Source organism: Amycolatopsis sp. 505, from assembly GCF_031625235.1.
In the GTDB taxonomy this organism is placed as follows: domain Bacteria; phylum Actinomycetota; class Actinomycetes; order Mycobacteriales; family Pseudonocardiaceae; genus Amycolatopsis.
The window spans coordinates 37,659-64,127 of record NZ_JACKQP010000020.1 but is presented as its reverse complement, the minus strand read 5'-3'; the positions used below and the strand labels follow the sequence as shown (position 1 = coordinate 64,127).

At 72.2% G+C, this 26,469-nt stretch carries 29 protein-coding genes; 16 read left to right on the top strand and 13 right to left on the bottom strand.

What is annotated here, in order from left to right:
* Positions 1-28 precede the first annotated feature (28 nt).
* Positions 29-511 carry a MarR family transcriptional regulator gene (locus H5965_RS44680; protein WP_310977384.1) on the bottom strand — a complete coding sequence of 161 codons (483 nt, stop codon included), beginning with the start codon at positions 509-511 and terminating at the stop codon, positions 29-31.
* Between H5965_RS44680 and H5965_RS44675 the strand changes: the two genes are divergently transcribed.
* Positions 510-971 carry a pyridoxamine 5'-phosphate oxidase family protein gene (locus H5965_RS44675; protein WP_310977383.1) on the top strand — a complete coding sequence of 154 codons (462 nt, stop codon included), beginning with the start codon at positions 510-512 and terminating at the stop codon, positions 969-971. The two genes, H5965_RS44680 and H5965_RS44675, sit on opposite strands and share 2 nt — an antisense overlap.
* Here H5965_RS44675 and H5965_RS44670 read toward each other — a convergent pair.
* On the bottom strand, positions 968-2,167 hold the full coding sequence (locus H5965_RS44670) for an ROK family protein (protein ID WP_310977382.1): 1,200 nt from the start codon (positions 2,165-2,167) through the stop codon (positions 968-970). The genes H5965_RS44675 and H5965_RS44670 overlap by 4 nt on opposite strands.
* Positions 2,168-2,266: 99 nt before the next feature.
* Here H5965_RS44670 and H5965_RS44665 point away from each other — a divergent pair, with 99 nt between their 5' ends.
* The 4 genes from H5965_RS44665 to H5965_RS44650 all read left to right on the top strand — a co-directional run bounded on the left by H5965_RS44665 (position 2,267) and on the right by H5965_RS44650 (position 7,285).
* Positions 2,267-3,007, top strand: a complete 741-nt coding sequence (locus tag H5965_RS44665; protein WP_310977381.1) for a DUF427 domain-containing protein — start codon at positions 2,267-2,269, stop codon at positions 3,005-3,007.
* A 217-nt stretch (positions 3,008-3,224) separates the two neighbouring features.
* Positions 3,225-5,459, top strand: a complete 2,235-nt coding sequence (locus tag H5965_RS44660) for a molybdopterin cofactor-binding domain-containing protein (protein WP_310977380.1) — start codon at positions 3,225-3,227, stop codon at positions 5,457-5,459.
* Between the two features lie 8 nt (positions 5,460-5,467).
* Positions 5,468-5,926 (top strand): (2Fe-2S)-binding protein, encoded by a 459-nt coding sequence (locus H5965_RS44655; RefSeq protein WP_003056009.1) that lies wholly within the window; start codon positions 5,468-5,470, stop codon positions 5,924-5,926.
* Positions 5,927-6,061: 135 nt separating this feature from the next.
* A complete protein-coding gene (locus H5965_RS44650) occupies positions 6,062-7,285 on the top strand; it encodes a helix-turn-helix domain-containing protein (protein WP_310977379.1) in 1,224 nt (407 codons plus the stop codon).
* Here the strand turns inward: H5965_RS44650 and H5965_RS44645 are convergent.
* Positions 7,282-7,560, bottom strand: coding sequence for a cyclic-phosphate processing receiver domain-containing protein (locus H5965_RS44645; protein ID WP_310977378.1), 279 nt, complete (start codon positions 7,558-7,560; stop codon positions 7,282-7,284). The genes H5965_RS44650 and H5965_RS44645 overlap by 4 nt on opposite strands.
* A gap of 117 nt (positions 7,561-7,677) precedes the next feature.
* On the opposite strand from H5965_RS44645, the gene H5965_RS44640 reads away from it, so the two are divergent.
* Entirely contained in the window at positions 7,678-8,538 is an 861-nt protein-coding gene (locus tag H5965_RS44640; protein WP_310977377.1) for an SDR family NAD(P)-dependent oxidoreductase, read from the top strand.
* A gap of 71 nt (positions 8,539-8,609) precedes the next feature.
* On the opposite strand, the gene H5965_RS44635 is transcribed toward H5965_RS44640, so the two are convergent.
* The 3 genes from H5965_RS44635 to mgrA all read right to left on the bottom strand — a co-directional run bounded on the left by H5965_RS44635 (position 8,610) and on the right by mgrA (position 11,277).
* A complete protein-coding gene (locus tag H5965_RS44635) occupies positions 8,610-9,479 on the bottom strand; it encodes a TIGR03564 family F420-dependent LLM class oxidoreductase (protein ID WP_310977376.1) in 870 nt (289 codons plus the stop codon).
* A 16-nt stretch (positions 9,480-9,495) separates the two neighbouring features.
* Positions 9,496-10,161, bottom strand: a complete 666-nt coding sequence (locus H5965_RS44630; RefSeq protein ID WP_310977375.1) for a helix-turn-helix domain-containing protein — start codon at positions 10,159-10,161, stop codon at positions 9,496-9,498.
* Between the two features lie 87 nt (positions 10,162-10,248).
* Positions 10,249-11,277, bottom strand: a complete 1,029-nt coding sequence (mgrA, locus tag H5965_RS44625) for an L-glyceraldehyde 3-phosphate reductase (RefSeq protein WP_310977374.1) — start codon at positions 11,275-11,277, stop codon at positions 10,249-10,251.
* A 63-nt stretch (positions 11,278-11,340) separates the two neighbouring features.
* On the opposite strand from mgrA, the gene H5965_RS44620 reads away from it, so the two are divergent.
* Both H5965_RS44620 and H5965_RS44615 read left to right on the top strand, forming a co-directional pair.
* Positions 11,341-12,222 carry a MoxR family ATPase gene (locus tag H5965_RS44620; RefSeq protein WP_310977373.1) on the top strand — a complete coding sequence of 294 codons (882 nt, stop codon included), beginning with the start codon at positions 11,341-11,343 and terminating at the stop codon, positions 12,220-12,222.
* Positions 12,219-13,586, top strand: coding sequence for a VWA domain-containing protein (locus tag H5965_RS44615; RefSeq protein ID WP_310977371.1), 1,368 nt, complete (start codon positions 12,219-12,221; stop codon positions 13,584-13,586). Before H5965_RS44620 ends, H5965_RS44615 begins: the two co-directional genes overlap by 4 nt.
* Here H5965_RS44615 and add read toward each other — a convergent pair.
* Positions 13,564-14,538, bottom strand: coding sequence for an adenosine deaminase (gene add, locus H5965_RS44610; RefSeq protein ID WP_310977370.1), 975 nt, complete (start codon positions 14,536-14,538; stop codon positions 13,564-13,566). The genes H5965_RS44615 and add overlap by 23 nt on opposite strands.
* Positions 14,539-14,691: 153 nt before the next feature.
* On the opposite strand from add, the gene H5965_RS44605 reads away from it, so the two are divergent.
* A complete protein-coding gene (locus H5965_RS44605; protein ID WP_310977369.1) occupies positions 14,692-14,916 on the top strand; it encodes an antitoxin in 225 nt (74 codons plus the stop codon).
* Position 14,917: 1 nt separating this feature from the next.
* Here H5965_RS44605 and recQ read toward each other — a convergent pair whose 3' ends face one another.
* Positions 14,918-16,753: a DNA helicase RecQ gene (gene recQ, locus H5965_RS44600; protein WP_310977368.1), complete on the bottom strand. Its 1,836-nt coding sequence runs from the start codon at positions 16,751-16,753 to the stop codon at positions 14,918-14,920.
* A gap of 68 nt (positions 16,754-16,821) precedes the next feature.
* Here recQ and H5965_RS44595 point away from each other — a divergent pair, with 68 nt between their 5' ends.
* The gene (locus H5965_RS44595; RefSeq protein WP_310977367.1) at positions 16,822-17,250 is read left to right on the top strand and encodes a DUF6314 family protein; all 429 of its coding nucleotides are present in this window, start codon (positions 16,822-16,824) and stop codon (positions 17,248-17,250) included.
* On the opposite strand, the gene H5965_RS44590 is transcribed toward H5965_RS44595, so the two are convergent.
* Positions 17,247-17,990, bottom strand: a complete 744-nt coding sequence (locus tag H5965_RS44590) for an SDR family oxidoreductase (protein ID WP_310977366.1) — start codon at positions 17,988-17,990, stop codon at positions 17,247-17,249. The genes H5965_RS44595 and H5965_RS44590 overlap by 4 nt on opposite strands.
* A gap of 243 nt (positions 17,991-18,233) precedes the next feature.
* On the opposite strand from H5965_RS44590, the gene H5965_RS44585 reads away from it, so the two are divergent.
* The 3 genes from H5965_RS44585 to H5965_RS44575 all read left to right on the top strand — a co-directional run bounded on the left by H5965_RS44585 (position 18,234) and on the right by H5965_RS44575 (position 20,106).
* Positions 18,234-18,938 (top strand): hypothetical protein, encoded by a 705-nt coding sequence (locus H5965_RS44585; protein ID WP_310977365.1) that lies wholly within the window; start codon positions 18,234-18,236, stop codon positions 18,936-18,938.
* 2 nt (positions 18,939-18,940) lie between these two features.
* Positions 18,941-19,522 (top strand): hypothetical protein, encoded by a 582-nt coding sequence (locus H5965_RS44580; protein ID WP_310977364.1) that lies wholly within the window; start codon positions 18,941-18,943, stop codon positions 19,520-19,522.
* 74 nt (positions 19,523-19,596) lie between these two features.
* Entirely contained in the window at positions 19,597-20,106 is a 510-nt protein-coding gene (locus H5965_RS44575) for a mycothiol transferase (RefSeq protein WP_310977363.1), read from the top strand.
* Position 20,107: 1 nt separating this feature from the next.
* On the opposite strand, the gene soxR is transcribed toward H5965_RS44575, so the two are convergent.
* Positions 20,108-20,590, bottom strand: coding sequence for a redox-sensitive transcriptional activator SoxR (gene soxR, locus H5965_RS44570; protein ID WP_310977362.1), 483 nt, complete (start codon positions 20,588-20,590; stop codon positions 20,108-20,110).
* A gap of 98 nt (positions 20,591-20,688) precedes the next feature.
* Between soxR and H5965_RS44565 the strand changes: the two genes are divergently transcribed.
* Entirely contained in the window at positions 20,689-21,279 is a 591-nt protein-coding gene (locus H5965_RS44565) for an NAD(P)H-dependent oxidoreductase (RefSeq protein WP_310977361.1), read from the top strand.
* Between the two features lie 30 nt (positions 21,280-21,309).
* Here H5965_RS44565 and H5965_RS44560 read toward each other — a convergent pair whose 3' ends face one another.
* Genes H5965_RS44560 through H5965_RS44550 form a run of 3 tightly spaced genes read right to left on the bottom strand, consistent with a single transcriptional unit; the run spans position 21,310 to position 23,878 of the window.
* Complete coding sequence (locus tag H5965_RS44560; RefSeq protein ID WP_310977360.1) at positions 21,310-21,786, bottom strand: hypothetical protein; 477 nt, start codon at positions 21,784-21,786, stop codon at positions 21,310-21,312.
* The gene (locus H5965_RS44555) at positions 21,783-23,192 is read right to left on the bottom strand and encodes a HAMP domain-containing sensor histidine kinase (protein ID WP_310977359.1); all 1,410 of its coding nucleotides are present in this window, start codon (positions 23,190-23,192) and stop codon (positions 21,783-21,785) included. The genes H5965_RS44560 and H5965_RS44555 overlap by 4 nt, the downstream gene beginning before the upstream one ends.
* Entirely contained in the window at positions 23,189-23,878 is a 690-nt protein-coding gene (locus H5965_RS44550) for a response regulator transcription factor (RefSeq protein ID WP_310977358.1), read from the bottom strand. The genes H5965_RS44555 and H5965_RS44550 overlap by 4 nt, the downstream gene beginning before the upstream one ends.
* Before the next feature lie 110 nt (positions 23,879-23,988).
* On the opposite strand from H5965_RS44550, the gene H5965_RS44545 reads away from it, so the two are divergent.
* Together H5965_RS44545 and H5965_RS44540 are read left to right on the top strand one after the other, a co-directional pair.
* Positions 23,989-24,891 (top strand): phosphatase PAP2 family protein, encoded by a 903-nt coding sequence (locus tag H5965_RS44545; protein ID WP_310977357.1) that lies wholly within the window; start codon positions 23,989-23,991, stop codon positions 24,889-24,891.
* Between the two features lie 181 nt (positions 24,892-25,072).
* A complete protein-coding gene (locus H5965_RS44540; protein WP_310977356.1) occupies positions 25,073-26,461 on the top strand; it encodes a pyridoxal-dependent decarboxylase in 1,389 nt (462 codons plus the stop codon).
* The last annotated feature ends 8 nt before the right edge of the window (positions 26,462-26,469 follow it).

Below are 26,469 nucleotides of genomic sequence, written 5' to 3'. Positions count from 1 at the left end.
GCGGCGGTGTCGATTACGCCGGAGGTCATCAGCGCGGCGGGCGGACCCGCCGGGCGCGGATCGCGTCGCCGCCGCCGTACCGGCCGATGACCGCGGCCAGGAGCTTCTGCGCCTCTTCGACCTGCTTCGCGCCGTACGCCGCCTCGATCTCCTCCTGAAGTTCCCGCCGCAGCACCCGCGTCGCTTCGACGGCGGCCAGCGCGTGTTCGGTGAGGTGCAGCAGCTTCGTGCGCGCGTCGGCCGGGTCGGGGTCGCGGCGCAGCAGGCCCCGGCGTTCGAGATCCGCGACCGCCTTCGACGCCGCCTGCTGGGTGACGCCCATCCGCTCGGCGAGTGCGGTGATGGACAGCGGTGCGGCGAGGACGTGCTGGATCACGACGCCGTCGTTGAAGCGCAGGTCACCGAAGCCCCGGGTCGCGAGCCGCCGCTGGACCTCGTCCGTCGTCGCCCAGCCCGCGAAAAGGGCCGTCAGTGACAGGTCGAGGCCTTCGGCGGTAGGATGCACAACCATGGTTGTGGAATCTAGCAGAGTGCCGGCGGAGCTGGCGGAAGCGTTCGTGCGCGTGGCGCACCGGATCGTCTGGTGCACCCTGGTGACGGTCGATCGGCGGGGGAGACCGCGCTCCCGGGTCGTCCACCCGATCTGGGAACCTGCCCCGGACGGCCTGGTCGGCCGGCTGTTCACCCGGCCGACCCCGTTGAAGCTCGCGCACCTGGCGGCGTCGCCGTACGTGTCGTGCTCGTACTGGGACCCGCAGCACGAGGTCGCTGTGGCGGAGTGCCGAGCGGAGTTCGAAGACGACGAAGAGACGCGCAAGTACCTGTGGGACCTGTTCGCGGCCACGCCGGAGCCCCTGGGCTACGACCCGAAAATCCTCGGCGGCGAGGACCACCTCGATCCGAAGATCACGGTCCTGCGCCTGACCCCGTGGCGCCTGTCGGCCGGCGGCGAAGCCTGGCGGGCGGCTTAGGCGGCACCCACCCGGCGGTCGAAGACCAGGCCTTCGGCCGCCCGCAGGCCGACGCTGATCGCCCCGGTCAGCACCGCGTCTTCGCCCAGCTCGCCCTGGACCACCTTCGGCACCAGCGGCGTGAACGCGCGCAGTGCCCGGTCGATCGGCTCCAGCAGCAGGTCCGCCGCCGTGCCCATGCCGCCGCCCAGGACGATCAGTTCCGGGTCGATCACCGCCGCCACCGAGGCCACCGTGTACGCGAGGCGGTCGGCTTCCGCCGCCAGTGCCTGCCGGGCCAGCTCGTCGCCTTCGCGGGCCAGGCGGAACACCTCACGGGCCGATTTCGCCGTGCCCAGGCCGAGTTCCCGGGCGCCCTGCACGACCGACTGGGCCGCCGTCGCCTCTTCGAGGTGGCCGCGGGCCGGCGGCGTGCTGGGCTCGTCGGCCGCGCGCGTGCGGCCGTACGGGAGGTAGCCGATCTCGCCCGCCGCGCCGGTCGCGCCGCGGAACACCCGGCCGTCGACCATCAGGCCCATGCCGACGCCGGTGCCGATCGTGATGCAGCCGAACACCGACGCCCCGCGCGCGGCCCCGCTTTCCCACTCGCCGACCGCGGTGAGGTTCGCGTCGTTCTCCACCATCAGGTCCGGGCCCAGCGCCGCTTCGAGGTCGTCGATCAGGCCCGCGCGGCCCCAGCCCGGCAGGTTCGGCGCGTGCCGGAAGCACCGCTTCTCCGGATCGGCGACGCCGGGGGAGCCGACCACGCGGACAACGATGTCGCCCGCCGAAAGACCGGCCTCCGCGACCGCCGCGGCCGCGATCTTCCCGACCGCCGTCACCAGCGCCGCACCGGAGCGCGCGGTGTTGCGCTCATCCCGGCGCGCCACGAGGTTGCGGCCGAGGTCCGACACCGCGACCCGCAGGTGCTCGCGGCCGATGTCGACGCCCAGCACGTACCCCGCGGTGGGGTCGGCTTCGTACAGCACGGCCGAGCGCCCGGTGCCGGTGGACGTCTGCCCGGTCGGGCGCGCCAGCCCGGCGGCCTCCAGGGCCAGCAGCGCCTGGCTGACCGTCGGCTTCGACAGCCCGGTGTCCTTCGCGACCTGCGGCCGGGTCGCCGGCCCGCCGCGGCGCAGCAGGTCGAGCACCGCCCGCTGGTTGATCTTGCGCATCCCGGCGGGGGTACCGACCGTGGGGATTTCTACGCCGGCCACCCGTGCCCGCCTCCTGTCGTCCTCGTGCTGCCTGCCACGCTAGCCGTCCGCGCCCGGATCGGCCGGAATACCCGCAGTTCGCGGCCCGTTGAGCGGAGCATGAGCACTCCGGGACGCGGCCGGGTCCGCGTGGCACAGGGCGCGAAGAGGGTACGGGTGTTCCTCGGCGGGCAGGTCGTCGCGGACACGGTGCACCCCCTCCTGGTGTGGGAAGTTCCGTACTACCCCACGTACTACATCCCGCGCGCGGACGTCGTGAGCGGCGTTCTCACCCCCTCCGGCCGGACGGCGCACTCGCCGAGCCGCGGAGAAGCTGTTCTGTCGACGATAAAGGGTGCCGCGGCCGAGGCGGTGGACGGCGCGCTGGAGTACCCGGATTCCCCGATCGAAGAGCTCCGCGGCCACGTCCGCTTCGAGTTCGGCGCGTTCGACTGGTTCGAAGAGGACGAGCAGATCTTCACGCACCCGCGCGACCCGGGCGTCCGCGTCGACATCCTCCCGAGCTCCCGCCACGTCCGCATCGAGGTCGACGGCGTGGCGGTGGCGGACTCGGTGCGACCGCACCTGCTGTTCGAGACGGGCCTGCCGACCCGCTACTACCTGCCCCGCGTGGACGTCCGGATGGACCTGCTGGCGAAGACCGACGTGGTGACGCACTGCCCGTACAAGGGCGCCGCGGAGCACTTCGACGTGGCCGGGCACGAGGACCTCGCGTGGAGCTACCCGACGCCGCTGCCCGAGAGCATCCGGGCCGCGGGGCTGGTGGCGTTCCTCGACGAGAAGGTGGACGTCTACGTGGACGGTGTGCGCCAGGAGCGCCCGAAGACGAAGTTCGCCTGACCCGCGTATAACGCCCTATACCTCGGGTCTTGTGGCGATCGTGGACCGGCCGAACCAGCCCGCTCCACCATCCGGCGCTGTGGCGGCGCACACATTCGGCGGCTTCCGCTGTCACCTCGTCACAGAGATGGGCGAACTCGACTACTCCGCGTTGACGCCGTGTCAAGGGGTCCTTAGCGTGGCGCGCACCCCGCCACCACCCAGCAAGGGATCCCCGATGGCCAGTCCCACCACCGAACAGCCCGAGCCCGGGCAGGTCGGCCGCCGCCGCTTCCTGACCTACCTGGTCGCTGCGCCCACGCTCACCGTCGCCACCAAGCTCACCGCCGACGCGGTGGCCCCGGCCCGCGCCGAGGCCGTCGTCCCGACCCTGCCGCAGCCGGCGGAGATCCTCGACCTCGGCGACGTCCTGACGCTGTCCTGCGCGCCGACCGCCGGGATGCTCGTGCTCGAAATGACCGCCGACGGCCGGGCGCGGCTGCAGCTGCCGCGCGCCGAGGTCGGCCAGGGCATCACGACGGCGACCGCGATGCTCGTCGCCGAAGAGCTGGACCTGCCGCTCGACCGCGTCGACGTCGTGCTGTCCGACGCCCGCACCGAGCTGCTGTTCAACCAGCTCACCGGTGGCTCCAACACGATGCGCTCGCTCTACGACCCGGTCCGCGCCACCGCGGCGACCGCGCGCGCCCGGATGGTCGCCGCGGCGGGGGCGCAGTGGGGAACCGACGCCTCGCGACTGTCCACACGCGACGGTGCGGTGTGGGCGCCCGACGGGCGGAGTGCCTCCTACGGCGTCCTCGCCGGGCCGGCGTCCCGCTCGGGCCTGAGCGTCGGGGCGATCCAGCCGAAGGCCGAGTCGGCACACACGCTCGTCGGGACGCCGACCTCGCGCAAGGACGCCCGCGCGATGGTCACCGGGAAGCAGGTCTACACGCTCGACCTCGACATCCCCGGTGCCAACCCGGTGATGGTGCGGCGCCCGCCGACGATCAACGGCACCGTGCAGAAGGTCAACAACGAAGCCGCCGTCCGCGCCATGCCGGGGATCATCGACATCGCCGTCGTGAAGACCGGGGTCGCGGTGATGGCGGAGACGTTCGGCCAGGCCCTCGACGGCAAGAACGCCCTCGACGTCACCTGGGGCCCGGGCACGGTCGACGGCGAGGACAACGAGAGCATCAAGAAGAAGCTGCGGGCCGCCGCGCTGCCGTTCGTGGTGCCGCCGCTGCTGACCCAGTACGTCGACGGCGAGTTCGACTTCGCCTTCGCCAGCCACGCGCCGATGGAGTCGAACTCCGCGGTCGCCGACGTCCGCGAGGACAGCGCGACCATCTGGGCCGGGCTCAAGTCGCCGATCGTGGCCAAGCAGACCATCGCGCAGGAGCTGGGGCTGCCGGAGAACAAGGTCACCGTGCACGTCCAGCAGGGCGGCGGGTCCTTCGGGCGGCGGCTGTTCTTCGACGCGGCGCTGGAAGCCGCGCACATTTCGAAGGCGATGAAGAAGCCCGTCCGGCTGATGTGGAGCCGGATCGACGACATGCGCCACGGCCGGGCGCGCGCGGCGAGCTACCACCGGATCCGCGCGACCTTCGCGCTCGGGCAGGTGCTGACGTTCGAACACCGCGTCGCGAGCGTCGAAACCGACTGGAGCCACGGCCTCGGCGAGATCCTCACGGCGTTCGCGGCGAAGCTGCCCGTCGGCGGCAACCTCAGCTTCGCGCAGACGGTGTTCCTGCTGACCGTCAAGTCGCCGTACAACTTCGGCGTCACCACGCAGCTGCTCAACGAGGTGCCGCTGAAGTTCCACACCTCGGCGTGGCGGTCGGTCTACTCGGCGAACACCCGGGGCGCCGAGGAGATCATGGTCGACGAGATCGCGGCGAAGCTCGGCAAGGACCCGGTGGCCTTCCGCCGCGAGTTCATCAAGGAGCCGCGGCAGCGCGCGGTGCTCGACAAGGTCGCCGAGCTCGGCGAGTGGGGCAAGAAGATGCCGGCCGGGTTCGCGCAGGGGATCGCGGTGCACGGCGAGTACAAGTCCTACACCGCCTGCCTGGTCGAGCTGGACGCGCGCGACCCGAAGCACCCGCGCGTCACGAAGGCGACCATCGCCGTCGACGTCGGCAAGCCGGTGAACCCGCGCGGCATCCAGGCGCAGATGCTCGGCGGCCTGACCGACGCGATCTCCACGACGCTCACCGCGGGCCTGCACATCGACCGGGGCCTGCCGCTGGAGGGCAGCTACTCGCAGTTCCACTACGCGCGGCAGAAGAACTCGCCGATGGACGTCCAGGTGCACGTCATGCCCGCGACCGGGGACATCGGCGGCGCGGGCGAGCTGGGCCTGCCGGCACCGGTCGGCGCGATCGCCAACGCCTACGCCCGGGCGACCGGGATCAAGCCCCGCAGCTTCCCGATCACCTTCCCGGTCGACTTCGACCCGTTCCCGCGCTGAGGAGAGCCATGCCGAACTACACCTTCGTGGTGAACGGGAAGACCGTCACCGTCGACGCGCCCGCCGACCTGCCGATGCTGTGGGCGCTGCGCGACAAGCTCAAGGTCCGCGGGCCGAAGTACGGCTGCGGCATCAACGTCTGCAAGGCCTGCACCAGCCACCTCGACGGCGAGGCGTTCAACCCCTGCGTCACGCCGGTGTCGGAGTGCGCCGGGCGCGAGGTCACCACGATCGAGGGTCTGGCCGACGGCGACGAGCTGCACCCGGTCCAGGAGGCCTGGCTGGAGCAGGACGTCGCCCAGTGCGGCTACTGCCAGCCGGGCCAGATCATGGCGGCGGTCGCGCTGCTGAAGAAGACGAAGAACCCGACGGACGCCGACATCGACGCCATCCAGAACGTCTGCCGCTGCGGCACCTACTTCCGGATCCGGGAGGCGATCAAGAGCGCGGCCGCCAAGATGGCCTGACGCGGATGCGGAGGTTCCACAAAAGAACCTCCGCATCCGCGGTTCTTGTAGCAAGTTCACCCGAACGTGGTGGCCCCGGTGGGGTTGGATGTCGGTCTCGGACCTCAACGGAGAGGCCGGGGACCGGAGGCCACCATGCACTACCAGGCGCTTCTGTCCGACGGGCTCGCCCCGCGCGTCGCCGTCCTCGCCACCGAGGTCGAGCGGAAGCTGCCGGAACTCGTCGAGAGCACGGTCCGGCAGATCCGCGCCGAAATGCCGGTCTACGCCGATGCCCGGTTCGTCACGCACGCCGAGCTGCGGAACTCGGTGCGCGCCAACCTCGAGCACGTGATGCGCACGCTGCGCGGCTCGGACGTGCCCGACCTGTCCCAGGCCCGCGCGACCGGCCGGGCCCGCGCCCTGCAGGGCGCGCCGCTGCCGGAACTGCTGCGCGCCTACCGGATCGGGCTCACCGAGGTCTGGCACCGGTTCGTCGAGCTGACCGCCGGTGCGCAGGACCTCGCCGGCCTGGTCGCGGCGACCACGGCGATCTGGGCGCTGATCGACGACCTGGCCGAAGCCCTCACCACGGCCTACCGCGACACGACGGCGGAGGTCATGGTGGCGCACCAGAACCGGCGTTCGGCGCTGGTGGAGGCCCTGTTCGCGGGCGGCGCGGCGACCGAGGGGACGCTCTGGGACATCGCCCGCGTGCTCGACCTGTCCCTGGACGGCACGTTCGTCGTCGTCGCGGCGGAGACCCCGCGGCTGGGCCACGAACCGCTCCCGCAGATCGAGGCCCGGTTGCGCGCGGCCCAGCACGCCTCGGCGTGGCGGCTCACCCCGGACCTGCAGGTGGGGGTGGTGTCCCTGCGCGACCCTGCCGCGGCTTCGGCGATCGTGGCGCTGGTCCGCGAGCACCCGGTGGGCCGCGTCGGGATGAGCCCGGTGTTCACCGGCCTCGGCAACACGGCCCGCGCGCTGCACCTGGCGCGGGTGGCGCTGTCGAGCATGACGCCGGGGACGCCGGGGCTGGTCCAGTTCACCGAATCCCCGCTGGCCGGCCTGGTGGCGAGTGCCCCGGAGGCCTCGGTGCAGCTGGCCCACCACGTCCTCCAGCCGGTCCTCGACCTGCCGGGTGACGACCGCAACGTGCTCCTGTTGACGCTGCGCGCCTGGTTCGACTGCCAGGGGTCGACGAAGCTGACGTCGGAGCGGATGTTCTGCCACCCCAACACGATCCGCCACCGCCTGAAGAGGATCACCGAAGAGCTGGGGAGGTCGCTGACGAACCCGGCGGACATCGCCGAGCTGGGCGCGGCGCTGCGGGCGTTGAACCTCTTCCCGGACGCGAGCCACCTGCCGGCCCCGCGTTAGCGCACCCCGGGCCCGTACCGCCGGGCCATCCCGGTGAGCCACTCGCGGCCGACCGGGTTCGCCGTGTGGACGCGCACCTCCGCCGGCCAGCGGTCGTGCTCGCACAGCCAGAGGACGACCGGGCGGGTCGTGTCGTCGCCGCCGAGGTCGTGGTCCAGCGAGATGACGGCGAACTCGCCCGCCGCGAGCAGCGCGATCGCCTCCGTGCTCGACTTCGCCCAGGTCCAGCCGTCCGGGGCCGGGCGCAGGTCGTCCACCCAGAGTCGCTCGGTCACCTCGTCAACCTAACGGCTGCGGCCGGGTGACCGGCGTCACGCGCGCACTTTGTCACGGGTGGCGGGCCTCCGGTGTCTCGTGGTCGATCGGATGCCTTCAGCAGAACGGAAAACGCCATGAGCAAGGTCTGGTTCGTCACGGGGTCGTCGCGCGGTTTGGGCCGCCGGTTCGTCGAAGCCGCCCTCGGCCGCGGCGACCGGGTGGCCGCCACGGCACGGTCCACCGAAAGCCTCGGCGAGCTCGTCGCCACCTACGGCGACGCGGTGCTGCCGCTGGCGATGGACGTCACCGACAAGGCCGCCGTCTTCGAGACCGTGAAGCGCGCCGCCGAGCACTTCGGGCGGCTGGACGTCGTCGTGAACAACGCCGGCTACGCGCAGATCGGCGCCATCGAAGAACTGACCGAGCAGGAGCTGCGCGCGCAGCTGGAGACCAACGTCTTCGGCCCGCTGTGGGTCATCCAGGCCGCCCTGCCGGTGCTGCGCGAACAGGGAGCCGGCCACTTCATCCAGCTGTCGTCGGCGGCAGGGCTGATCGCGATGCCGCTGGGCGGGGCGTACCAGGCGTCCCGGTGGGCGATCGAAGCGCTGAACGAAACCCTGGCCCGGGAGGTCGCCGACTTCGGCGTCAAGGTGACGATCATCGAGCCGGGCGGCTACGCCACCCGCGACGGCAAGAACCCGGACCCCCTCGCCAACGGCCACGTCGCCGAGACCAGCCCGGTCTACGACGGTCTCCGCAGCCGGCTCGCCGAGGTGGCGGGCAAGCAGCCGGCGGGCGACCCGGCGGCGGCGGCCCAGGCCCTGCTCAAGATCGTCGACGCCGCGAACCCGCCCCTGCGAGTGCTGTTCGGCCAGGGCTTCCACCCGATGATCCGCCAGGCGTACGCGGACCGGCTCGCGACCTGGGACGAATGGCAGCACCTGTCGGCGGAGGCCCAGGGCGCTCCCGCCGGAATTGTCGGTGGTCCCCGGTAGAGTGGAAACCGGGGGGCGCCCCCGCGGGCCGGCCGTCGGAGGAAATTCGCCAGGCCCGGTCGGCGAGCGGTTCACGCCGCCAGCAGCTCGCGGGTGCGGGCCTGCTCCTCCGCCGAGCCGATCGGGATCACCAGCAGCTCCGTCGCGCCGGCGTCCTCGAGGGATTTCAACTGGCGCCGCACGGTTTCCTCGTCGCCGATGAGCACACTGTCCGAGACCCGCTCGTGGCCCTCGCGGTCGAGGATCGCCCGGTACGCCGGGATGTCCGCCGCCCCGCCGTACGTCTGTTCCACCCACGCCCGGCGTTCGTCCACTTCGGACGTCACGCAGACCAGCTGGCCGGAGACCACGCGGGACGCTCCGCCCAGCGCCGGGACCACGAACTCGCCGATCGCCCGCGGGCCCGCCCAGGTCGTGATCACGCCGTCGGCGAGCTCGCCGGCCAGCCGCGTCGACTGCGGGCTCACCGAGCCGATCAGCACCGCCGGCCGCTCCGCGCCGGGGGCGTTCACCGCGCCCGACGCCGTCAGCGATTCGCCGTGGACGTCCGCCTTTTCCCCGCGCAGCAACGGGTGCAACGCCTGGAGGTACTCGCGCAGGTGCCGGATCGGGCGGTCGTAGGAATACCCGAACTCGCCTTCGACGATGAACCGGTGGCTCAGCCCGAGGCCGAGGTGGACGGGCACCCCGGCCGCCGCCTGGACCGTCAGTGCCTGCGCGGCCATGGTGAGCGGGTGCCGCGAGTACGTCGGCACGACGCAGGTCCCCAAGGCGAGCCCGGGGGCGGCCGCGGCGAGCGCCGGCAGCGCCGTGAGCGCGTCCCACCCGCCGCGCTGCGCCACCCAGAGCGTGCTGTAGCCGAGCTTCGCCGCTTCGCGGGCTTGAGCCGTCATGGCGTCGAAGCCGACACCGAGCTCGTCGATCAGGATTCCGGTGCGCACGGGTCCTCCCAGGTGGTCAGTAGGCGCGTTCGAGCTGTTTGCGGTCGAGCGCGACGGCTTCGGTGAACAGCGTCAGTGCCCGCGGCGCCACCTCGCGCAGTTGCCTCGTCGACACGGCGAGCGGCTCGAAGGCGTGCGCGACGGTGTCGGCGATCAGCGCCGGCTCGGGTGGCGGGGAGGCGCCGAGGAACCCGTTCAGCACGGCCTGGAAAGCGACGACGAGCTCGCGCACCGGCCGGTCCGTGCGGAGCAGGTCGTTGGCGGCCAGCAGGTCCAGGTACTCGACGAAGGCTTCCGCGTGCCGCGGGTCGAGCTTTCCGTGCAGCTTGGGCAGCAGCTTGCCGAGCGTCTCGGCGTCGTCGGCGTACCCGGCCCGCAGCAGCGGGCGCTTCAGCACGTTGGCGTACTGGATCTCGGTCAGCCGCGAAAGCCGCACGCTGAGCGGGTCGGCCGCGATCGTCGCCACGAGCTCTTCGAGCACCCCGACCGACTCGCGGAGCAGGACCGCCAGGAACAGCTCTTCGCGGTTCTTCCAGTGCAGGTAGACGGTGCCCTTGCCGACGTCCGCCCGCTCGGCGACGTCCTCGATGGTCGTGCGCCGGTAGCCGACCCGCAGGAGCAGGTCGGCGGCGGCGTCGAGGATGCGCTCGGCCCGTTCGGCCCGGTCTTCGGCAGGAGGCACGCCGAAATCATATGACCAAATTTCTCATTTGGTCAAACGCCGAGCGAGCACGACCCGGGTTCGGGGCCGTGCTCGCGTCGCGCCGGGTCAGGAGTCGGACGAACGCTTCCAGAGGTTGATGTCCGCGTCCGTCGCGTGGCCGTCGATCTCCGTCAGCTCCTCGGACGAGAACTCGAGATTGCCGAGCGCGCCGACGTTGTCCTCGAGCTGTTTCACGCTGCTCGCGCCGATCAGCACCGACGTCACCCGGCTGTCGCGCAACGCCCAGGCCAGCGCGAGCTGCGCCAGCGACTGCCCGCGGCGGCCGGCGATGTCGTTCAGCGCGCGGACCCGGCCGAGCCGGTTCTCGTCGAGGGTGTCGGGGTCGAGCGACTTGCCCTGCGCCGCGCGCGAATCCTCCGGGACACCCTTCAGGTACCGGTCGGTCAGCAGGCCCTGCGCCAGCGGGGAGAACGCGATGCACCCGGCGCCCGCTTCTTCGAGGGTGTCGAGGAGCCCGTCCGCTTCGATCCAGCGGTTGAGCATCGAATACGACGGCTGGTGGATCAGCAGCGGCGTGCCGAGCTCGCGCAGCAGCCGCGCGGCCTCGGCCGTCCGCTCCGAGCTGTAGGACGAGATCCCGACATACAGCGCTTTCCCGGCGCGGACGGCCGCGTCGAGCGCTCCGACCGTCTCCTCCAGGGGTGTCTCGGGGTCGAACCGGTGCGAGTAGAAGATGTCGACGTAGTCCAGGCCCATCCGGCCCAGCGACTGGTCCAGGGAGGACAGCAGGTACTTGCGGGAGCCCCACTCGCCGTACGGGCCGGGCCACATGTCGTAGCCCGCCTTCGTGGAGATCACCAGCTCGTCGCGGTACGGCCGGAAGTCGGTGGCCAGCAGCCGCCCGAAGTTCTCCTCCGCCGAGCCGTACGGCGGGCCGTAGTTGTTGGCCAGGTCGAAGTGGGTGATGCCCAGGTCGAACGCGCGGCGGGTGATCGCGCGCTGGGTCTCCAGGGGTTTGTCGTGGCCGAAGTTGTGCCACAGCCCGAGGGAGATCGCGGGCAGCTTGAGCCCGGAGCGCCCGCAGCGCCGGTAGGGGATCGAGTCGTAGCGGCCGGAAGCGGCGAGGTAGGTCACGCGGCCGATGCTAGCCCGCTCTTCGGGTACGCTCCTGGTGAGCGACCGCTTAGGAGGCACGTGGTGGGCACCGGATTCTTCACCTCCGTCGACGACGTGTCGGCCAAGCTGGCCGAAGCCGGCTACCTGGCCTCGACGGCGGTGGCGACCACGGTGTTCCTCGCCGACCGGCTCGGCAAGCCGCTGCTGGTCGAGGGCCCGGCCGGGGTCGGCAAGACCGAGCTCGCCAAGGCCGTCGCCCAGGTCAGCGGCTCGCGGCTGGTACGCCTGCAGTGCTACGAGGGCATCGACGAGGCCCGCGCGCTGTACGAGTGGAACCACGCGAAGCAGCTGCTGCGGATCACCGCCGGCCGCGACGAGACGTGGGAGCAGGCCCGCACCGACATCTTCGGCGAGGAGTTCCTGCTGCGCCGCCCGCTGCTCACCGCGATCTCCTCGGACGAGCCGACCGTGCTGCTGATCGACGAGACCGACAAGGCCGACATGGAGGTCGAGGGCCTCCTGCTCGAGGTGCTCGGCGACTTCCAGGTCACCGTGCCCGAGCTCGGCACGATCACCGCCACGCGCGCGCCGTTCGCCGTGCTGACGTCCAACGCCACCCGCGAGCTGTCCGAGGCGCTGCGCCGCCGGTGCCTGTTTCTGCACATCGACTTCCCCGAAGAGGACCTCGAGCGCGACATCGTCCGGCTCAAGGTCCCCGGGATCGACGCCGCTCTCGCCGATTCCGTCGTCCGGGTGATCGCCGCGCTGCGCGCGATGGACCTGCGCAAGCTGCCGTCGGTCGCGGAGACCATCGACTGGGCGCGCACCCTGCTCGCGCTCGGGGCGTCGACGCTGGACGAGCGGGTCGTGCGCGAGAGCCTCGGCGTCGTGCTCAAGCACCAGGACGACATCGCCAAGGCGGGCGCCGGCCTGCGGCTCGAACAGGTCCTGGACGCGTCGTGACCGGCGGCGTGCCGGAGCGGCTCGCGGCGTTCGTCAAGGCACTGCGCGCCCAGGGCATCCCGGCCGGGCCCGCCGAGACCGTCGACGCCGCCGCCGCGCTGGAGGTCCTCGGGATGGACGACCGTGCGCTCGTCCGCGAAGGCCTGGCCGCGGCCCTGGTCCGCCGCGGCGGGCAGCGGGCGGTCTTCGACGCCGCGTTCGACCTCTACTTCCCGGCGGGCATCGGCGCGCCCGAGCGGGCCCGCGAAGACCAGCCGACGACGCTGGAGGAGCTGCGCGAAGAGCTGGCCGCCGCGCTCGCCGACGGTGACCAGCAGGCGCTGGCGCAGCTCGCCGGGCTCGCCGTCGACATGCTGGGCCAGTACGGCTCGGCGTCCGGGCCGGGCGGCGGCTTCTCCGCCCACCAGACCCTGGAACGGCTGCAGCCGCAGACGCTGATCGCGCGGGTGCTGGCCGCGGTCCGCGGCGGCGGCGCCCGCGGCGAGTTCACCGACCGGCTCGACCGCGACGAGATCCGCCGCCGCGTCGAGGGCTTCCGCGGGCAGGTCCGCACCGAGGCGCGCCGCCGGGCGGCCGAAGTCCGCGGCCGCGAGCGCGTCGCCAAGCACGCGATCGCCCCGTCGCCCGATCGGGTCGACTTCCTCATCGCGAGCCGCAACCAGCTCGCCGAGCTCCGGCGGACGATCCAGCCGCTGTCCCGCAAGCTGGCGACGCGCCTGGCCGCGCGCCGCCGCCGGCGGACGCGGGGCCAGATCGACCTGCGCCGCACGCTGCGCCGGTCCCTTTCGACCGGCGGGGTGCCGCTGCGCCCGGCGTACCGCCACCGGCGGCCCGGACGGCCGGAAATCGTGCTGCTGTGCGACCTTTCCGGGTCGGTGGCCGGGTTCGCGAACTTCACCATGCTGCTGGTGCAGGCGCTGCGCGACCAGTTCAGCAAGATCCGCGTGTTCGCGTTCGTCGACAGCGCCGACGAGGTCACCCACCTGGTCACCACGGGCGCGGCCGACCCCGAGCACCTGGGCGCGCGCATGCTGTCCGAAGCGGCGCTGGTGCGCTGGGACGGCCACAGCGACTACGGCGGCTCGCTGCGCCAGTTCACCGAGAACTGGCTGGACGCGGTCGGCCCCCGGACGTCGGTGCTGATCCTCGGCGACGCCCGCACCAACGGCGGCGACCCGAACCTCGACGCGGTCCGCGAGATCAAGGCCCGCGCCCGGCACGTCTACTGGCTCAACCCGGAACGGCGGTCGCTGTGGTCCACGGGGGACTCGGCGGCGCTGGAGTACGCCGACGTCGTGGAGATGCACGAGTGCCGCACGGTGCACCAGCTCGGCACGCTGGTCACCCGCCTGCTGCCGGTGTGAGCCAGGCGTCGATGTCACGCAGCATGGCCTTCTTGGTCGCTTCGGGCGCGAAGGACGCCTTGACGCTCGCGCGGGCGAACTTCGCCATCGTCGTGTCGTCGTAGCCGAAAGCCTGCTGCACCCGGGCGTACTCCCCGGCCAGCGCGGCGCCGGTGACCGATGGGACGTCGGTGTTGAGCGTGACCGTCAGGCCCGCCTCGAGCAGGCGGGGGAGCGGGTGCTCGGGCAGCGACGGCACCAGGCCCAGCGTCACGTTCGACGACGGGCACACCTCCAAGGCGAGCCCCCGGTCGCGCACCTCGGCGACCAGCGACGGGTCGTCGAGGACGCGGATGCCGTGGCCGAGCCGTTCCGTGCGGCCGACGTCGAGGGCTTCGCGGATGCTGTCGGGCTCGGCGTCTTCGCCGGTGTGGTGGAGCAGGTGGAGCCCGGCCGCGCGGGCCTTCTCGAAGAGCGTCGCGAACGGCTGCAGTGAGTGGTTTTCCTCGCCCGCCATGCCGATCGCGAAGACTTCGTCGTACTTCAGCGCCAGTTCGAGGGTGCGTTCGGCCCGCTCGACCGACCGGCGCCGGGAGTGGTCGAGCAGCAGCCGCCACTCCAGATCATCGCTCTGCGACAGTCCTTTGAGGACGGATTGCAGCGGCATTTCGAGGTCGCCCAGGCGTTCCCCGTGCGAGGCCGCGGTGAAGGTGACTTCGGCGTAGCGCGTGCCTTGGGCGGCTTCGTCCTCGCAGTACTCGCGCGCGATGCGTTCGAAGTCTTCGGGACGCCGCAGGCACGACCGGATGAGCGCGTTGTAGTCGGCGAAGGCGCGGAAGCCGTCGAACACCGGAGGTTCGCCCGGGACGTCGACGCCGTTCGCCTCGCCGAGCTCACGCAGCGTGGCCGGGCGGATCGTGCTCTCCAGGTGGACGTGCAGGTGGGCCTTCGGCAGGGCGGCCAGGTCGCGCATGATCGCGAGCCTAGGCCCGGCCGGCGGCCTTCCGCGCGGCATTTTCCGGGGCCGGGCGCGGCGGGCTCAGGTTTTGGGCCTCGTCACACGGGGAACCTCCGGGTGGTTCGTCCGCGTTGTCAGGATGACCGCAACCGACGAGGGAGGGCCACCGTGCCTCTGATGAAGAAGCTGACCATGCTGGCCGGCGCCGCCGGTGCGGCCCGTGCGTACGCCAAGAAGAACCCCGAAAAGGTGAACCAGGCCGTCGGGAAGGCCGCGAAGTTCGTCGACGACAAGACCAAGGGCAAGTACCACCAGCAGATCGCCGGCGCGGTCCGCAAGGTCAACTCGGTGACCGGCCAGCCGGGCCACCCGGGCCAGGCCACCGGCCGGTAGGTCACTCTCCGGTCAGGACCTCCAGGAGCCCCTCGCCGTACTTGGCGAGCTTGTTCTCGCCGACGCCGCTGACCGTGCCCAGATCCGCCAGCGACGCCGGCCGTTGCGTGGCGATCTGGCGCAGGGTCGCGTCGTGGAAGACGACGTAGGCGGGCACGCCCTGTTCCTTCGCGACACCGGCGCGCCAGGCCCGCAGGCGTTCGAACAGCGGAGCCGCCTCCGCGGGCATCTCGACCGCGGCGGCGGCCTTCCGCGTGTTGCGCACCTTCGCGGCGGCGACGCGCTCGGGTTCGCGGCGCAGCAGCACCTGGCGATCGCCGCCGAGCACCTCCGCGCTCGTTTCGGTGAGCACGAGCGAGCCGTAGTCGCCTTCGACGGCGAGCAGGCCCTGCGCGAGCAGCTGCCGCACCACCGCCCGCCACTCCGGCTCGCGCAGCTCGGTGCCGATGCCGAACGTCTTCAGGGTGTCGTGCTGGAACTGCGTGACCTTCGGCGTGGACTTGCCGAGCAGGATGTCGATGATCTGGCCGGCGCCGAACTTCTGGCGCCGCTCGTTGCGCAACCGCACGACCGTCGACAGCAGCTTCTGCGCCGGGATCGTGCCGTCCCACTTCTCCGGCGGGTTCAGGCACGTGTCGCAGTTGCCGCACGGCCCGGCCGCCTGCCCGAAGTAGTTCAGGATCTGCACGCGGCGGCACTCGACCGTTTCGCACAGCGCGAGCATCGCGTTCAGGTGCGCGGCCAGCCGCCGCCGGTGCGCTTCGTCGCCTTCGGACGTGTCGATCATCTTGCGCTGCTGGACGACGTCCTGCAGCCCGTACGCGAGCCAGGCCGTCGACGGCAGGCCGTCGCGGCCCGCGCGGCCGGTTTCCTGGTAATAGCCCTCCACCGACTTCGGCAGGTCGAGGTGCGCGACGAACCGGACGTCCGGTTTGTCGATGCCCATCCCGAACGCGATCGTCGCGACCACGATCAGCCCGTCCTCGCGCAGGAACCGGGACTGGTGCTTCGCGCGGGTGCGCGCGTCGAGCCCCGCGTGGTAGGGCACCGCCGGAATCCCGTTCTGCACCAGGAACTCCGCGGTCTTCTCGACGGAGTTGCGGGACAGGCAATAGACGATCCCCGCGTCACCCTGGTGCTCGGTCCGCAGCAGTTCGAGCAGCTGCCGCTGCGGCGAGTTCTTGCCGACGATCCGGTACTGGATGTTCGGCCGGTCGAAGCTCGCGACGAAGTGCCGGGCCTCGTCGAGGTTCAGCCGGGCCGCGATCTCCTTGTGCGTGGCCTCGGTCGCGGTCGCCGTCAGCGCGATCCGCGGCACGTCCGGCCACCGCTCGTGCAGCGCGGAGAGCTGGAGGTAGTCGGGCCGGAAGTCGTGGCCCCACTGGGCGACGCAGTGCGCTTCGTCGATCGCGAACAGCGAGATCTTGCCGCGGTCGAGCAGTCGCACGGTGGATTCCACCGAAAGCCGTTCCGGCGCCAGGTAGAGCAGGTCGAGCTCGCCGTTGAGGAACGCCGACTCCACCTCCTGCCGCGCCAGGTAGTCCTGGGTGGAGTTGAGGAAACCGGCGCGGACGCCGGCGTTCCGCAGCGCGTCCACCTGGTCCTGCATCAGCGCGATCAGCGGCGAGACGACCACGCCCACGCCGGGCCGCACGAGCGCGGGAATCTGGTAGCACAACGACTTCCCGCCGCCGGTGGGCATCAGCACGAGCGCGTCGCCGCCGGCGATCACGTGCTCGACGATCGCCGCCTGGTCGCCGCGGAAGCTGTCGTAGCCGAACACGCGCCGGAGGGTCTCCAGCGCGTCGGACGCGGGTGCGAGGTCGGTCTCTGCCACCCGCCCGACTATAGAGCGGGGGTCCGACAGTTCCGGCCCGGCCCGCCGCGGGGTGCCAGAATGGGCGGGTGCAGCACTGGCCCGTTCCCGACCTCACCGCGTATTTCACCGGCGTCTGGCGCCTGGAGCGGGAAATCCGCACCGCGGACGGCGACCCGGCGGGCGAGGTGACCGGGACGGCCACCTTCAGCGAAACCGAAGGCGTCCTCGTCTACCGCGAGGAGGGCGAGCTGCGGCTCGGCGGCCACGTCGGGCCGGTCACCCGGACCCTGCACTACCGCCTCGGGGAACCCGGCCGGGCGGCGGTCCACTTCGACCACGGCGGCTTCTTCCACGACCTCGACCTGCGCGAAGGCCACTGGACGGCCGACCACCCGTGCCGCGCCGACCTGTACCGCGGCGAGTACCGCGTGACCGGCGCCGCGCGGTGGCGGCAGGAGTGGGCGGTGCGCGGGCCGGCGAAGGACCACGTGATCGTCAGCCGGTTCACCCGCTAGACGATGCCGCCGTTGGCGCGCAGCACCTGGCCGTTCACCCAGCGCGCCGGGCCGGCGAGGAACGCGACGACCTCGGCGATGTCCTCCGGTTGCCCGAGCCGCTCCAGCGGCGGCTGCTGGGCCATCCGGGCGATGGTCTCCTCGTCCTTGCCGTCGAGGAACAGCGCGGTCGCGGTCGGGCCGGGCGCCACGGTGTTCACGGTGATGTCGCGGCCGCGCAGCTCCCGCGCCAGGATCATGGTGATCGCCTCGACCGCGCCCTTCGTGGCGTTGTAGACGCCGTAGCCGGGCAGGTTCAGGCCCAGCACCGACGTCGAGGTGGTGATCACCGCGCCGCCGTCGCGGACCCGCCGCGCGGCCTGCTGGGCCACCGCGAACGTGCCGCGGATGTTGGTGCGGTGCACCCGGTCCAGGACGTCGAAATCGGTGTCGGCGATCGGAGTCGGCGGGTTCATCACGCCGGCCAGGTGCGCGACGACGTCCACGCCGCCGTAGGTGCGTTCCGCGGTGTCGAACAGCTCCGCGACCGCGGCCGGGTCGGCCACGTCGGCGCGGACGGCGATCGCCCGGCCACCGGCCGTCGTGATGGCGTCGACCGCGGCCTGCGCCTCCTTCTCGTTGCCGGCGTAGTTGACGACGACCGCCATGCCGTCGGCGGCCAGGCGCTCGGCGACCTGGCGGCCGATGCCGCGGGAGCCGCCGGTGACGATCGCGACGCGGGAGTCAGCAGGGGTGCTCATCGATTCCTTCTTCCGGTTCGTTCCACTCGGTCTGTTATCGATGATACTACTTCGTCGGTAACGATGCTAGCCACGCGGTGTCACCGCCGTCACCTCCCCGCGGCGGGGCGGGGGCATCCGGCCGTATCGACAGGGCCGGACGGCCGAATCCCGAGGTCAGGCGGGCCCTGCCCGTTTTCGGCCGCGCTAATCCGGGAACACCGGTCGCATCGGGGGCTTGACATCCTTGAAGGAGTTTGAGCGATGCCCACATGGCTGATCGTCTTGATCGTCGTCGTGGCCGTCGCGGTGCTCGGCGCCGTGATCTGGCTGGTGACGCAGGAAATGCAACGAAAACGGCTGCAGCAGCGGTTCGGTCCCGAGTACGACCGCACGGTCGCGGAGAAGGACAGCCCCCGTGCCGCGCAGCGCGAACTCGCCGAGCGGGAACGCCGGCACAAGGAGCTCGACATCCGGCCGCTTTCGGCGTCGGCGCGCGAGCGCTACGCCCGGGAATGGGCGCAGGTGCAGGAAAAGTTCGTCGACCAGCCGTCCGCCGCGGTCGCCGAGGCCGAGCAGCTGCTGAACGCGCTGATGGCCGAACGCGGGTACCCGACCGAGGGCTACGAGCAGCAGGTGGCCGACCTTTCCGTGCGGCACGCCAAGACCCTCGAGCACTACCGCGCCGCGCACACCACGCAGCAGAAGCGCGACGGAGCGTCCACTGAGGACCTGCGCGACGCGATGGTGCGCTACCGCACCGTGTTCGAGGACCTGCTCACCGACGGCGCCGACGACGAGCAGCACCACGACCGCCACGAGCACCACGAGCGCCGCAACGGACACGACCACAGCGGCCGCGAACACGGTGACCACGACCGCGACACCGAGCGACGGGACACCGACCGTCACGAGACCGAGCGCCAGGCGTCCGCGACCCCGCGGACCGAGTCGAATGGAGGACGCTGACCATGACCGATCACCTGACGCGGCACGACGCCGAGGACGACCGCGACCTGACCGGCCGCGAGGACGACCGCGAGGCCTACACCGGTGACAGCACCACCGGCGTCCCCGGCCAGGACCGGGCCGACTTCCGCGAGCCGGGCGACGACCAGAACCTGAGCACCGCCGACCTGGCCTCGGCCGGCCACCACGACGCCACCACCGCCGAGGAATCGGGCGGGGACGTGGAAGCGCCCGCCGGATCCGGCGGCGATGTCGAGACGCCCGCTGCCTCGGGCGGCGACGTCGAAACCCCGGCCGCTTCGGGCGGCGACGTCGAGACGCCGGCGCTGATCGACGAGGAGAAGGTCACCGGCTTCCGCGACCGCTGGCAGAACGTCCAGACCGGCTTCGTCGACGACCCGAAGCAGGCCGTCCAGCAGGCCGACGAGCTCGTCGCCGCCGTGATCAGCGCGCTGGCCACCACGTTCGCCGAGCACAAGAGCGAGCTGGAAGCCCAGTGGCAGCAGGGCGAACCGGCCACCGAGGAGCTGCGGATCGCGCTGCGCCGCTACCGCTCGTTCTTCGACCAGCTGCTGCCGCGGTAGCGGACGCCGTTTGCCGGCGGGCATGATCGGGTAGGTCTGCGCAGGGAAGAAGTCGGCAAACGGGAGGCAGCCGGATGAACGTGGCCGATCTGCTCGTCGAAGGGTTCAGCCGGGTCCAGGGCACGGTGCGCTCCGCGGTGGACGGACTCACCGCGGAGCAGCTCGGGACCCGGCCGGACGGCGAGGGCAACTCGATCGCCTGGCTGGTGTGGCACCTGACCCGGGTCCAGGACGACCACGTCGCCGACGTGGCCGGCACCGAGCAGGTCTGGACCGGCCAGGACTGGTTGTCGCGGTTCGGCCTCCCGTTCCCGGCCGGGGACACCGGGTACGGCCACCGCCCGGCCGACGTCGAAGCGGTCCGCGTCGACGACCCGGGCCTGCTCACCGGCTACTACGACGCCGTGCACGAGCAGACCGTCCGGTACCTGGAAGGGCTCGGCGAGCCGGACCTCGACCGGATCGTCGACGAGGCCTGGGACCCGCCGGTGACCCTGGGCGTGCGCCTGATCAGCGTCCTCGACGACGACGTCCAGCACGCCGGGCAGGCGATGTACGTGCGCGGCCTGCTGAAGCGCGGCTAGCTCAGCAAGCTTCGTAGCCGTCCTCGCGGTGATCGGCGAGGCGCTGCGGCCCCGGGCCGTCGGCGCCGAGCCGGTCGCCGGGGTTGGCGAGCCGGCACTTGGCCAGGGACATGCAGCCGCAGCCGATGCAGTCGTCGAGCTGGTCGCGCAGCTGTTCCAGCTGCCGGATCCGCGCGTTCAGGTCGTCCTGCCAGCAGCGCGAGATCCGGGCCCAGTCGGCGCGGGTGGGGGTGCGGTCGTCGGAGAGCAGGCCGAGCACTTCCCGGATCTTCGACAGCGGCATCCCGACCCGCTGGGACATCCGGATGAACGTCACCCGCCGCAGCGTGTCCCGGCGGTAGCGCCGCTGGTTGCCCGCGGTGCGGCGGCTGTGGATGAGGCCTTCGTCCTCGTAGAAGCGCAGGGCCGACGCGGGTACTCCGCTGCGCCGGGAGAGTTCGCCGACCGTCAGGTCCGGCAGCGACGGGGCCGGGGCGTCCACCATGGCGCACAGCCAACCACAGCGGCACGCTTGACTTCAAGCCAACTTGAAGTTCCATCCTCGTGCGGAAGGCAACAACGCCTGCGTGTCGAGGAGGAAGTGTGTCGGAAGCGCCGATCCGGGTCGCGGTGATCGTGGGAAGTGTCCGGGAAGGACGGTTCGGGCCGGTGGTGGCGAACTGGCTCGCGGGTGTCGCGGACGCGCACGGCGGCTTCGAAGCCGACGTCGTCGACCTCGCCGAGCCCGACCTCCCGCTCGTGATGCCGGCCTTCGGGGCCACGCCGTCCGCGGAGGTCGTCGCCGAGGTCGCGAAGGTGGCTCCGCGGCTCGAAGCCGCCGATGCCTTCGTCGTCGTCACCCCGGAGTACAACCACAGCTACCCGGCTTCGCTCAAGAACGCCATCGACTGGCACCGGCCCGAATGGCGGGCCAAGCCGGTCGCTTTCGTGTCCTACGGCGGGATTTCCGGTGGGTTGCGCGCGGTCGAGCACCTGCGGGCGGTCTTCGCGGAGCTGCACGCGGTGACCATCCGCGAGACCGTCAGCTTCCACGGCGCCCAGACGCGGTTCGGCGACGACGGCCTGCCGAACGACGACGCGGCGGGCGTCGCGGCGAAGGCGATGCTCGACCAGCTGGGCTGGTGGGCGCGGTCGCTGGCCGAGGCCCGGGCGGCGCGGCCGTACCCCGGCTGAGGCGCCAAGACGTCATGTCGACATCGGCTGTCACGCCTGGCAGGTCTGGTACGGCAGCCGGATGTCGGGGCCGGACAGGCCGATGGTGACGTACCCGCCTTGGGTGGCCAGCGCCGCGAAGGCGGTGCAGACCAGCTGGTTGATCCCGGCGGCGGAGATCGGCTGCAGCGGGAACGGGACGGTGATCGTCGGCGGCGAGCCGGGGGTGAAGGTGATCGCGCCGGACCGGCGGGGCAGCTCGGTCGTGTACCCGCCGGCCAGCTCGTCGGCCGACGGCCCGTCCAGCAGCATCGTCAGGGTGGCCTCGACGCCGACGGGCCCGCTGCCCGGCCGGGATATCGGCGACAGCCGGTCGTCGAGGACGAAGTAGAGGATCACGTCGGTGCCGCGGCCGTCGTCCGCCGGGCTCCGCAGGGTCGGCGCCGGCCCCGCCCCGAGCACCGGCGTCGGCTTGATCCCGCACGCGCTCACCAGCAGCAGCACCGCGAAGACGGCGAGTTTCTTCACCACGCCTCCCGGGGCACGCGAAGCTCGAACCGGGCGCCGGTGCCGGTGTTGGCGGCGACGATGTCCCCGCCGTGCAGCCGCGCGTTCTCCCGCGCGATCGACAGCCCGAGGCCGCTGCCCTCGGACCGGGCACGGGCGGTGTCGGCCTTGGTGAAGCGGTCGAAGACCCGCGGGAGGACGTCGGCCGGGATCCCGGGCCCGTGGTCGGTGACGGTGAGCACGACGTCGCCGCCTTCCTGCCGCAGCACCACTTCGACCGGCGGGGCGCCGTGCCGCAGCGCGTTGCCGACCAGGTTCGCCACGACGATGTCGAGCCGCCGCCGGTCGAGCCGCGCGGTGATCCCGGACGGCAGGTCGGCGGTCAGCTCGGCGCCGGGCTCCCAGCCGCGCGCGGCGAGGGTGTCACCGATCGCCGCGGCGACGTCCAGCTCCTCCCGGCGTAGTTCGGCCCGGCCGGCGTCGAAGCGGGAGATCTCGATCAGGTCCTGCACCAGCCGGGTCAGCCGCCGCGTTTCCGCCGACACCAGCCGCGCCGCGACCGCGGTGTCGGGCGGCAGCTGCTCGGCGTCCTCGTCGAGGACGTCGGTGACCGCGTTCATCGCCGCCAGCGGCGTGCGCAGTTCGTGGGAGACGTCGGCGACGAACCGCCGCGCGTCGGCCTCCATCGCGCGCAGGGTGCCGACCGTGCGCTCCAGCTCCGCGGCGGTGTGGTTGAACGTCGTGACCAGCTGGGCGAGCTCGTCGGACCCCTTCGCGCGCAGCCGCACGTCGAGCCGTCCGCGGCCGAGCTGGCTGGCCGCGGTGTTCAGCGCGCGGACCGGCCGCAGCACCTGCCGCGCGGCGAGCAGCGCGACCCCGACCGCGACCGGCAGGGCGAGTGCGGAGAACAGGAAGGCGGAGCGGGCCAGCGCGTCGATCGCCTCCTGCTGGTCGGTCAGCCGCGTCATCGCGTAGACCTCGAGGCCGCTCGGCTTGCCGGTGCCGGTCTGCACCGGGACGCCGACGAAGAACAGCGGGAAGCCCTGGACGTCGACGCGCTGGAACTGGATGTTGGTGGTGGTGGCCACGGCACGGCGCAGGTCGGCCGGCACGTCGTCGATCGACAGGCCCGAGGTCGCGTGCAGGTCCTGGTAGACGATCAGCGCGTTGCTGGACTTGAGCGCCGTCGCGAAGGCGTCGAGCGTGGCCTGCGACGGCGGCAGCGACACGGTCGGCAGGTACGCGGCGATCTGGTCGCGCAGCTTCAGCATGGTCTGGTCCTGGACGCCTTCGAGGATGGCCCGGCGCGCGAAGACGTAGCTCGCGCCGGCCGCGGTGGTGGCGCCGAGGATCATGATGACGGCGAAGGCGGCGACCAGCCGGGGCCGCAGCCCGGCGAGCCACGACCGGATCCGCGGTGCGGTCACGACCGGCCGAACCGGTAACCGAAGCCCCGGACCGTCTGCACGTACTCCGGTTTCGCCGGCACGTCCTCGATCTTCGCGCGCAGCCGCTGCACGCAGGCGTCGACGAGCCGGGAGTCCCCGAGGTAGTCGTGGTCCCACACGGCGGAGAGGATCTGCTGGCGGCTGTACACCTGCCCGGGCGTGCGCGAGAGCTCGAGCAGCAGCTTGAGCTCGGTCGGGGTCAGCGACACCGGCGCGCCGCGCTTGGTCACCTCGAGCCCGGACCGGTCGATGACGAGGTCGCCGTGCCGCTCCTCGGCCGCCGCCGGCCCGCCCGGCCGTTCGGCGGCCGAGCGGCGCAGGACGGCCCGGATCCGCGCGTCCAGCACCCGCGGCTCGACCGGCTTGGCGACGTAGTCGTCCGCGCCCGCTTCGAGCCCGGCCACGACGTCGAAGTCGTCGCTGCGCGCGGTGAGCATGATGATCGGGACCGGGCCGGACGCCCGCATCCGGCGGCAGGTCTCGAAGCCGTCCATGCCGGGCAGCATCAGGTCGAGCACGACGATGTCGGGCCGGTGGTGCACGAGCACCTCGATGCCGAGCTCGCCGGATTCCGCGGTGCGCACCACGTGTCCCTGCCGGCGCAGGGCCAGCTGCAGGCCCTCCCGCACCGCCGCGTCGTCCTCTACCACCAGTACCTCGGCCACGGCGCCATTATTCGGAAAAGCGCACGTCATGGCGACCCGGGCGGATCTTGTAGCAAAATCATGACATCGCGCTGACGGGATCCCGAAGACCGCGTTCCAGACTCGGGGACATGGCAGTGATCCTCACCGACGCACCTTCCGCGACCCGCCCGGCCGGCCCCGCACCCGTGACCCGGGCCGCGTCCCGCACGGCCGTCCTCCTCGCGGGCGCGGCCGGGTTCGCCCTCGCGTTCGTCGCGGCCTACCTGCTCTTCGTTCGCACGGAGGCCGGCCGCGGCGTCGAGAACGGCGTCGTCCGCAGCGCCCAGTCCGCGGGGACCACAGTGGACTGGGCGGACCCGCTGCGGCAGACCGACCTGGTGGTGGTGCTCGGCGGGGTGGCGGTGCTGATCGTGGCGATCGCCGTGGTCCGGCGGCGGCTGGCCCTCGGCGTGATGGCGCTGGTGCTGCTGGCCGCGCCCCTCGTGGTGGCGCAGCTGCTCAAGCTGTACGTCCTGGAGCGCCCGAGCACCGGCGACCGCTTCGGCGTGGCGAGCCACAACAGCTTCCCGAGCGGGCACGTCAGCGCGGCGATGGCCGTGCTCGTGGCGCTCGCGATCGTCCTGCCCCGCCGGTTCCGGCTGACGGCCCTGGTGACGGGCAGCGCCGGCGTCGCCTGGGTCTCGGCGGCGGCGGTGGCACTGGGCTGGCACCGGTTGAGCGACACCGTCGGCGGCTGCTTGCTGGTCGCGGCGGTCACCTGCGCCGGGGCGGCGGTGGTGTCCGCCCGCCGCCCCGACGGTGACCGCGTGCCGCTGATCCCGGTGCTGACGGGTTTCCTGGCCCCGTCGGCGCTGGTGCTGGCGGGGTACGCGGTGCTTTCGACGGCGACCTCGGGAGCGGCCCAGTTCGTGGCGGCGCTGGTGCTGGCGGCGCTGGCGTCGATGGCGGTGGTGCTGCTGCTGACGGGACCGTTGCGCCGGGTGGCGTTCGACCCGGCCGAGACCCGCGTCCGCCGGCTCCGGCGGTTCTGACTCGGGCTACCGCTTGCCGAGCTGGGCGAACGAGAGGTTGCTCGGCGGCCTTCCAGGACAGCCACGACCGCGACACCGGCGCAAAAGATCGAGACCGAGCACCCCCGGCCGTTCGTTCACCGGGCCAGTTTCCCGGGATTGGCCCGCGACAGAGGACGGCACCGCGCCTAGCGTCGGTGGGATGGACCCGAGGCTCGCCGATGACCTGCACTCCCTGCCCGATCTCCTCGACACCGCAAGCAAACTCGCGGCCGAGGCGCTCGCCGGGCTGGACCACCGGGCGGCCGCCGTCCCGCCCGTGGCCGCCGTCCCGGCGCCGCTGCCGCTCGACGGCGCCGGCGCACGCGGGGCCCTGGACGAGTTCACGCGACGCTGGGAGCCCGGCTTCGCCGCGAGCGCGGGTCCCCGGTACCTCGGTTTCGTGACCGGCGGCGCGACGCCCGCCGCGCTCGCCGGGGACTGGCTGACCGCCGCCTACGACCAGAATCCCGCCAGCGGCATGGATTCCTCGGCGCAAGACCTCGAGCGCGAGACCGTCGGCTGGCTGGCCGAGCTGTTCGGACTGGGCCCGGAGTTCTCCGGTGCGTTCGTCACCGGCGCCACGATGTCCACGGTCACCGGCCTGGCCATCGCCCGCGAATGGCTCGGCGAACGGGCCGGCGTGACCGTCTCCGACGCAGGCGCCGCCGCGCTCGGTCCCGTCACCGTGCTGTCCGGTTCGCCGCATTCGAGCGTGCTGAAGGCGTTGTCGTTCCTCGGGATGGGCCGGTCCGCGCTGCGGAGGGTGCCGGTGCTCCCGGGCCGTGAAGCCGTCGACGTCGCGAAACTCGCCGAAGCGCTCGAGACGCTCGACGGGCCCGCCGTCGTCGTCGCGAACGCCGGAACGGTCAACACCGTCGACTTCGACGACCTGCGGGCGATCGCCGACCTCAAGCGGCGGTACGACTTCTGGCTGCACGTCGACGCCGCGTTCGGCGGGTTCGCCGCGCTGGCCCCGGAACACGCGGCCCTCACCGCGGGCCTCGACCAGGCCGACTCGGTGGTCGTCGACCTGCACAAGTGGCTCAACGTGCCCTACGACTCGGCCGTCCAGTTCACCCGCCGCCGCGACCTGCAGCTGCGCGTGTTCAGCAACAACGCGGCCTACCTCGGCGAAATCGGGGAGACGCCGGACTTCCTGCACCTCACGCCGGAGAACTCGAGGCGGCTGCGCGCGCTCCCGGCCTGGTTCTCGCTCGTGGCGTACGGCCGCGCCGGGCACCGCGAGATCGTCGAGCGCTGCGTCGCGCTGGCCCGGGACCTGGGCGCGCGGATCGACGGCTCACCACACTGGCGGTTGCTGGCGCCGGTGCGGCTCAACGTCGTCTGCTTCACCCCGGCCGGAGACGTCACGCAGGACCGGATCGACGCGCTCGTGCAGGCCATCGCCGAGGACGGGACCACCTTCCTGACGCCGACGGTGTACGACGGCCGCCCGGCGTTGCGTGCCGCCTTCAGCAACTGGCGGACGACCGAGGCCGACGTCGAGCGGGTCTTCGCGGTGCTGGAACGCCTGGTCACGTCTTCGTGAGGGCTTGT

What these genes read in the sequence shown, in the direction of transcription:
- H5965_RS44675 (WP_310977383.1), top strand. Translation starts at nt 510, where the DNA reads ATGGTTGTGGAATCTAGCAGAGTGCCGGCGGAGCTGGCGGAAGCGTTC.
- H5965_RS44680 (WP_310977384.1), bottom strand. Translation starts at nt 511, where the DNA reads ATGGTTGTGCATCCTACCGCCGAAGGCCTCGACCTGTCACTGACGGCC.
- H5965_RS44665 (WP_310977381.1), top strand. Translation starts at nt 2,267, where the DNA reads ATGAGCACTCCGGGACGCGGCCGGGTCCGCGTGGCACAGGGCGCGAAG.
- H5965_RS44660 (WP_310977380.1), top strand. Translation starts at nt 3,225, where the DNA reads ATGGCCAGTCCCACCACCGAACAGCCCGAGCCCGGGCAGGTCGGCCGC.
- H5965_RS44655 (WP_003056009.1), top strand. Translation starts at nt 5,468, where the DNA reads ATGCCGAACTACACCTTCGTGGTGAACGGGAAGACCGTCACCGTCGAC.
- H5965_RS44650 (WP_310977379.1), top strand. Translation starts at nt 6,062, where the DNA reads ATGCACTACCAGGCGCTTCTGTCCGACGGGCTCGCCCCGCGCGTCGCC.
- H5965_RS44640 (WP_310977377.1), top strand. Translation starts at nt 7,678, where the DNA reads ATGAGCAAGGTCTGGTTCGTCACGGGGTCGTCGCGCGGTTTGGGCCGC.
- add (WP_310977370.1), bottom strand. Translation starts at nt 14,538, where the DNA reads ATGCGCGACCTGGCCGCCCTGCCGAAGGCCCACCTGCACGTCCACCTG.
- H5965_RS44590 (WP_310977366.1), bottom strand. Translation starts at nt 17,990, where the DNA reads ATGAGCACCCCTGCTGACTCCCGCGTCGCGATCGTCACCGGCGGCTCC.
- H5965_RS44585 (WP_310977365.1), top strand. Translation starts at nt 18,234, where the DNA reads ATGCCCACATGGCTGATCGTCTTGATCGTCGTCGTGGCCGTCGCGGTG.
- H5965_RS44580 (WP_310977364.1), top strand. Translation starts at nt 18,941, where the DNA reads ATGACCGATCACCTGACGCGGCACGACGCCGAGGACGACCGCGACCTG.
- H5965_RS44575 (WP_310977363.1), top strand. Translation starts at nt 19,597, where the DNA reads ATGAACGTGGCCGATCTGCTCGTCGAAGGGTTCAGCCGGGTCCAGGGC.
- soxR (WP_310977362.1), bottom strand. Translation starts at nt 20,590, where the DNA reads ATGGTGGACGCCCCGGCCCCGTCGCTGCCGGACCTGACGGTCGGCGAA.
- H5965_RS44545 (WP_310977357.1), top strand. Translation starts at nt 23,989, where the DNA reads ATGGCAGTGATCCTCACCGACGCACCTTCCGCGACCCGCCCGGCCGGC.
- H5965_RS44540 (WP_310977356.1), top strand. Translation starts at nt 25,073, where the DNA reads ATGGACCCGAGGCTCGCCGATGACCTGCACTCCCTGCCCGATCTCCTC.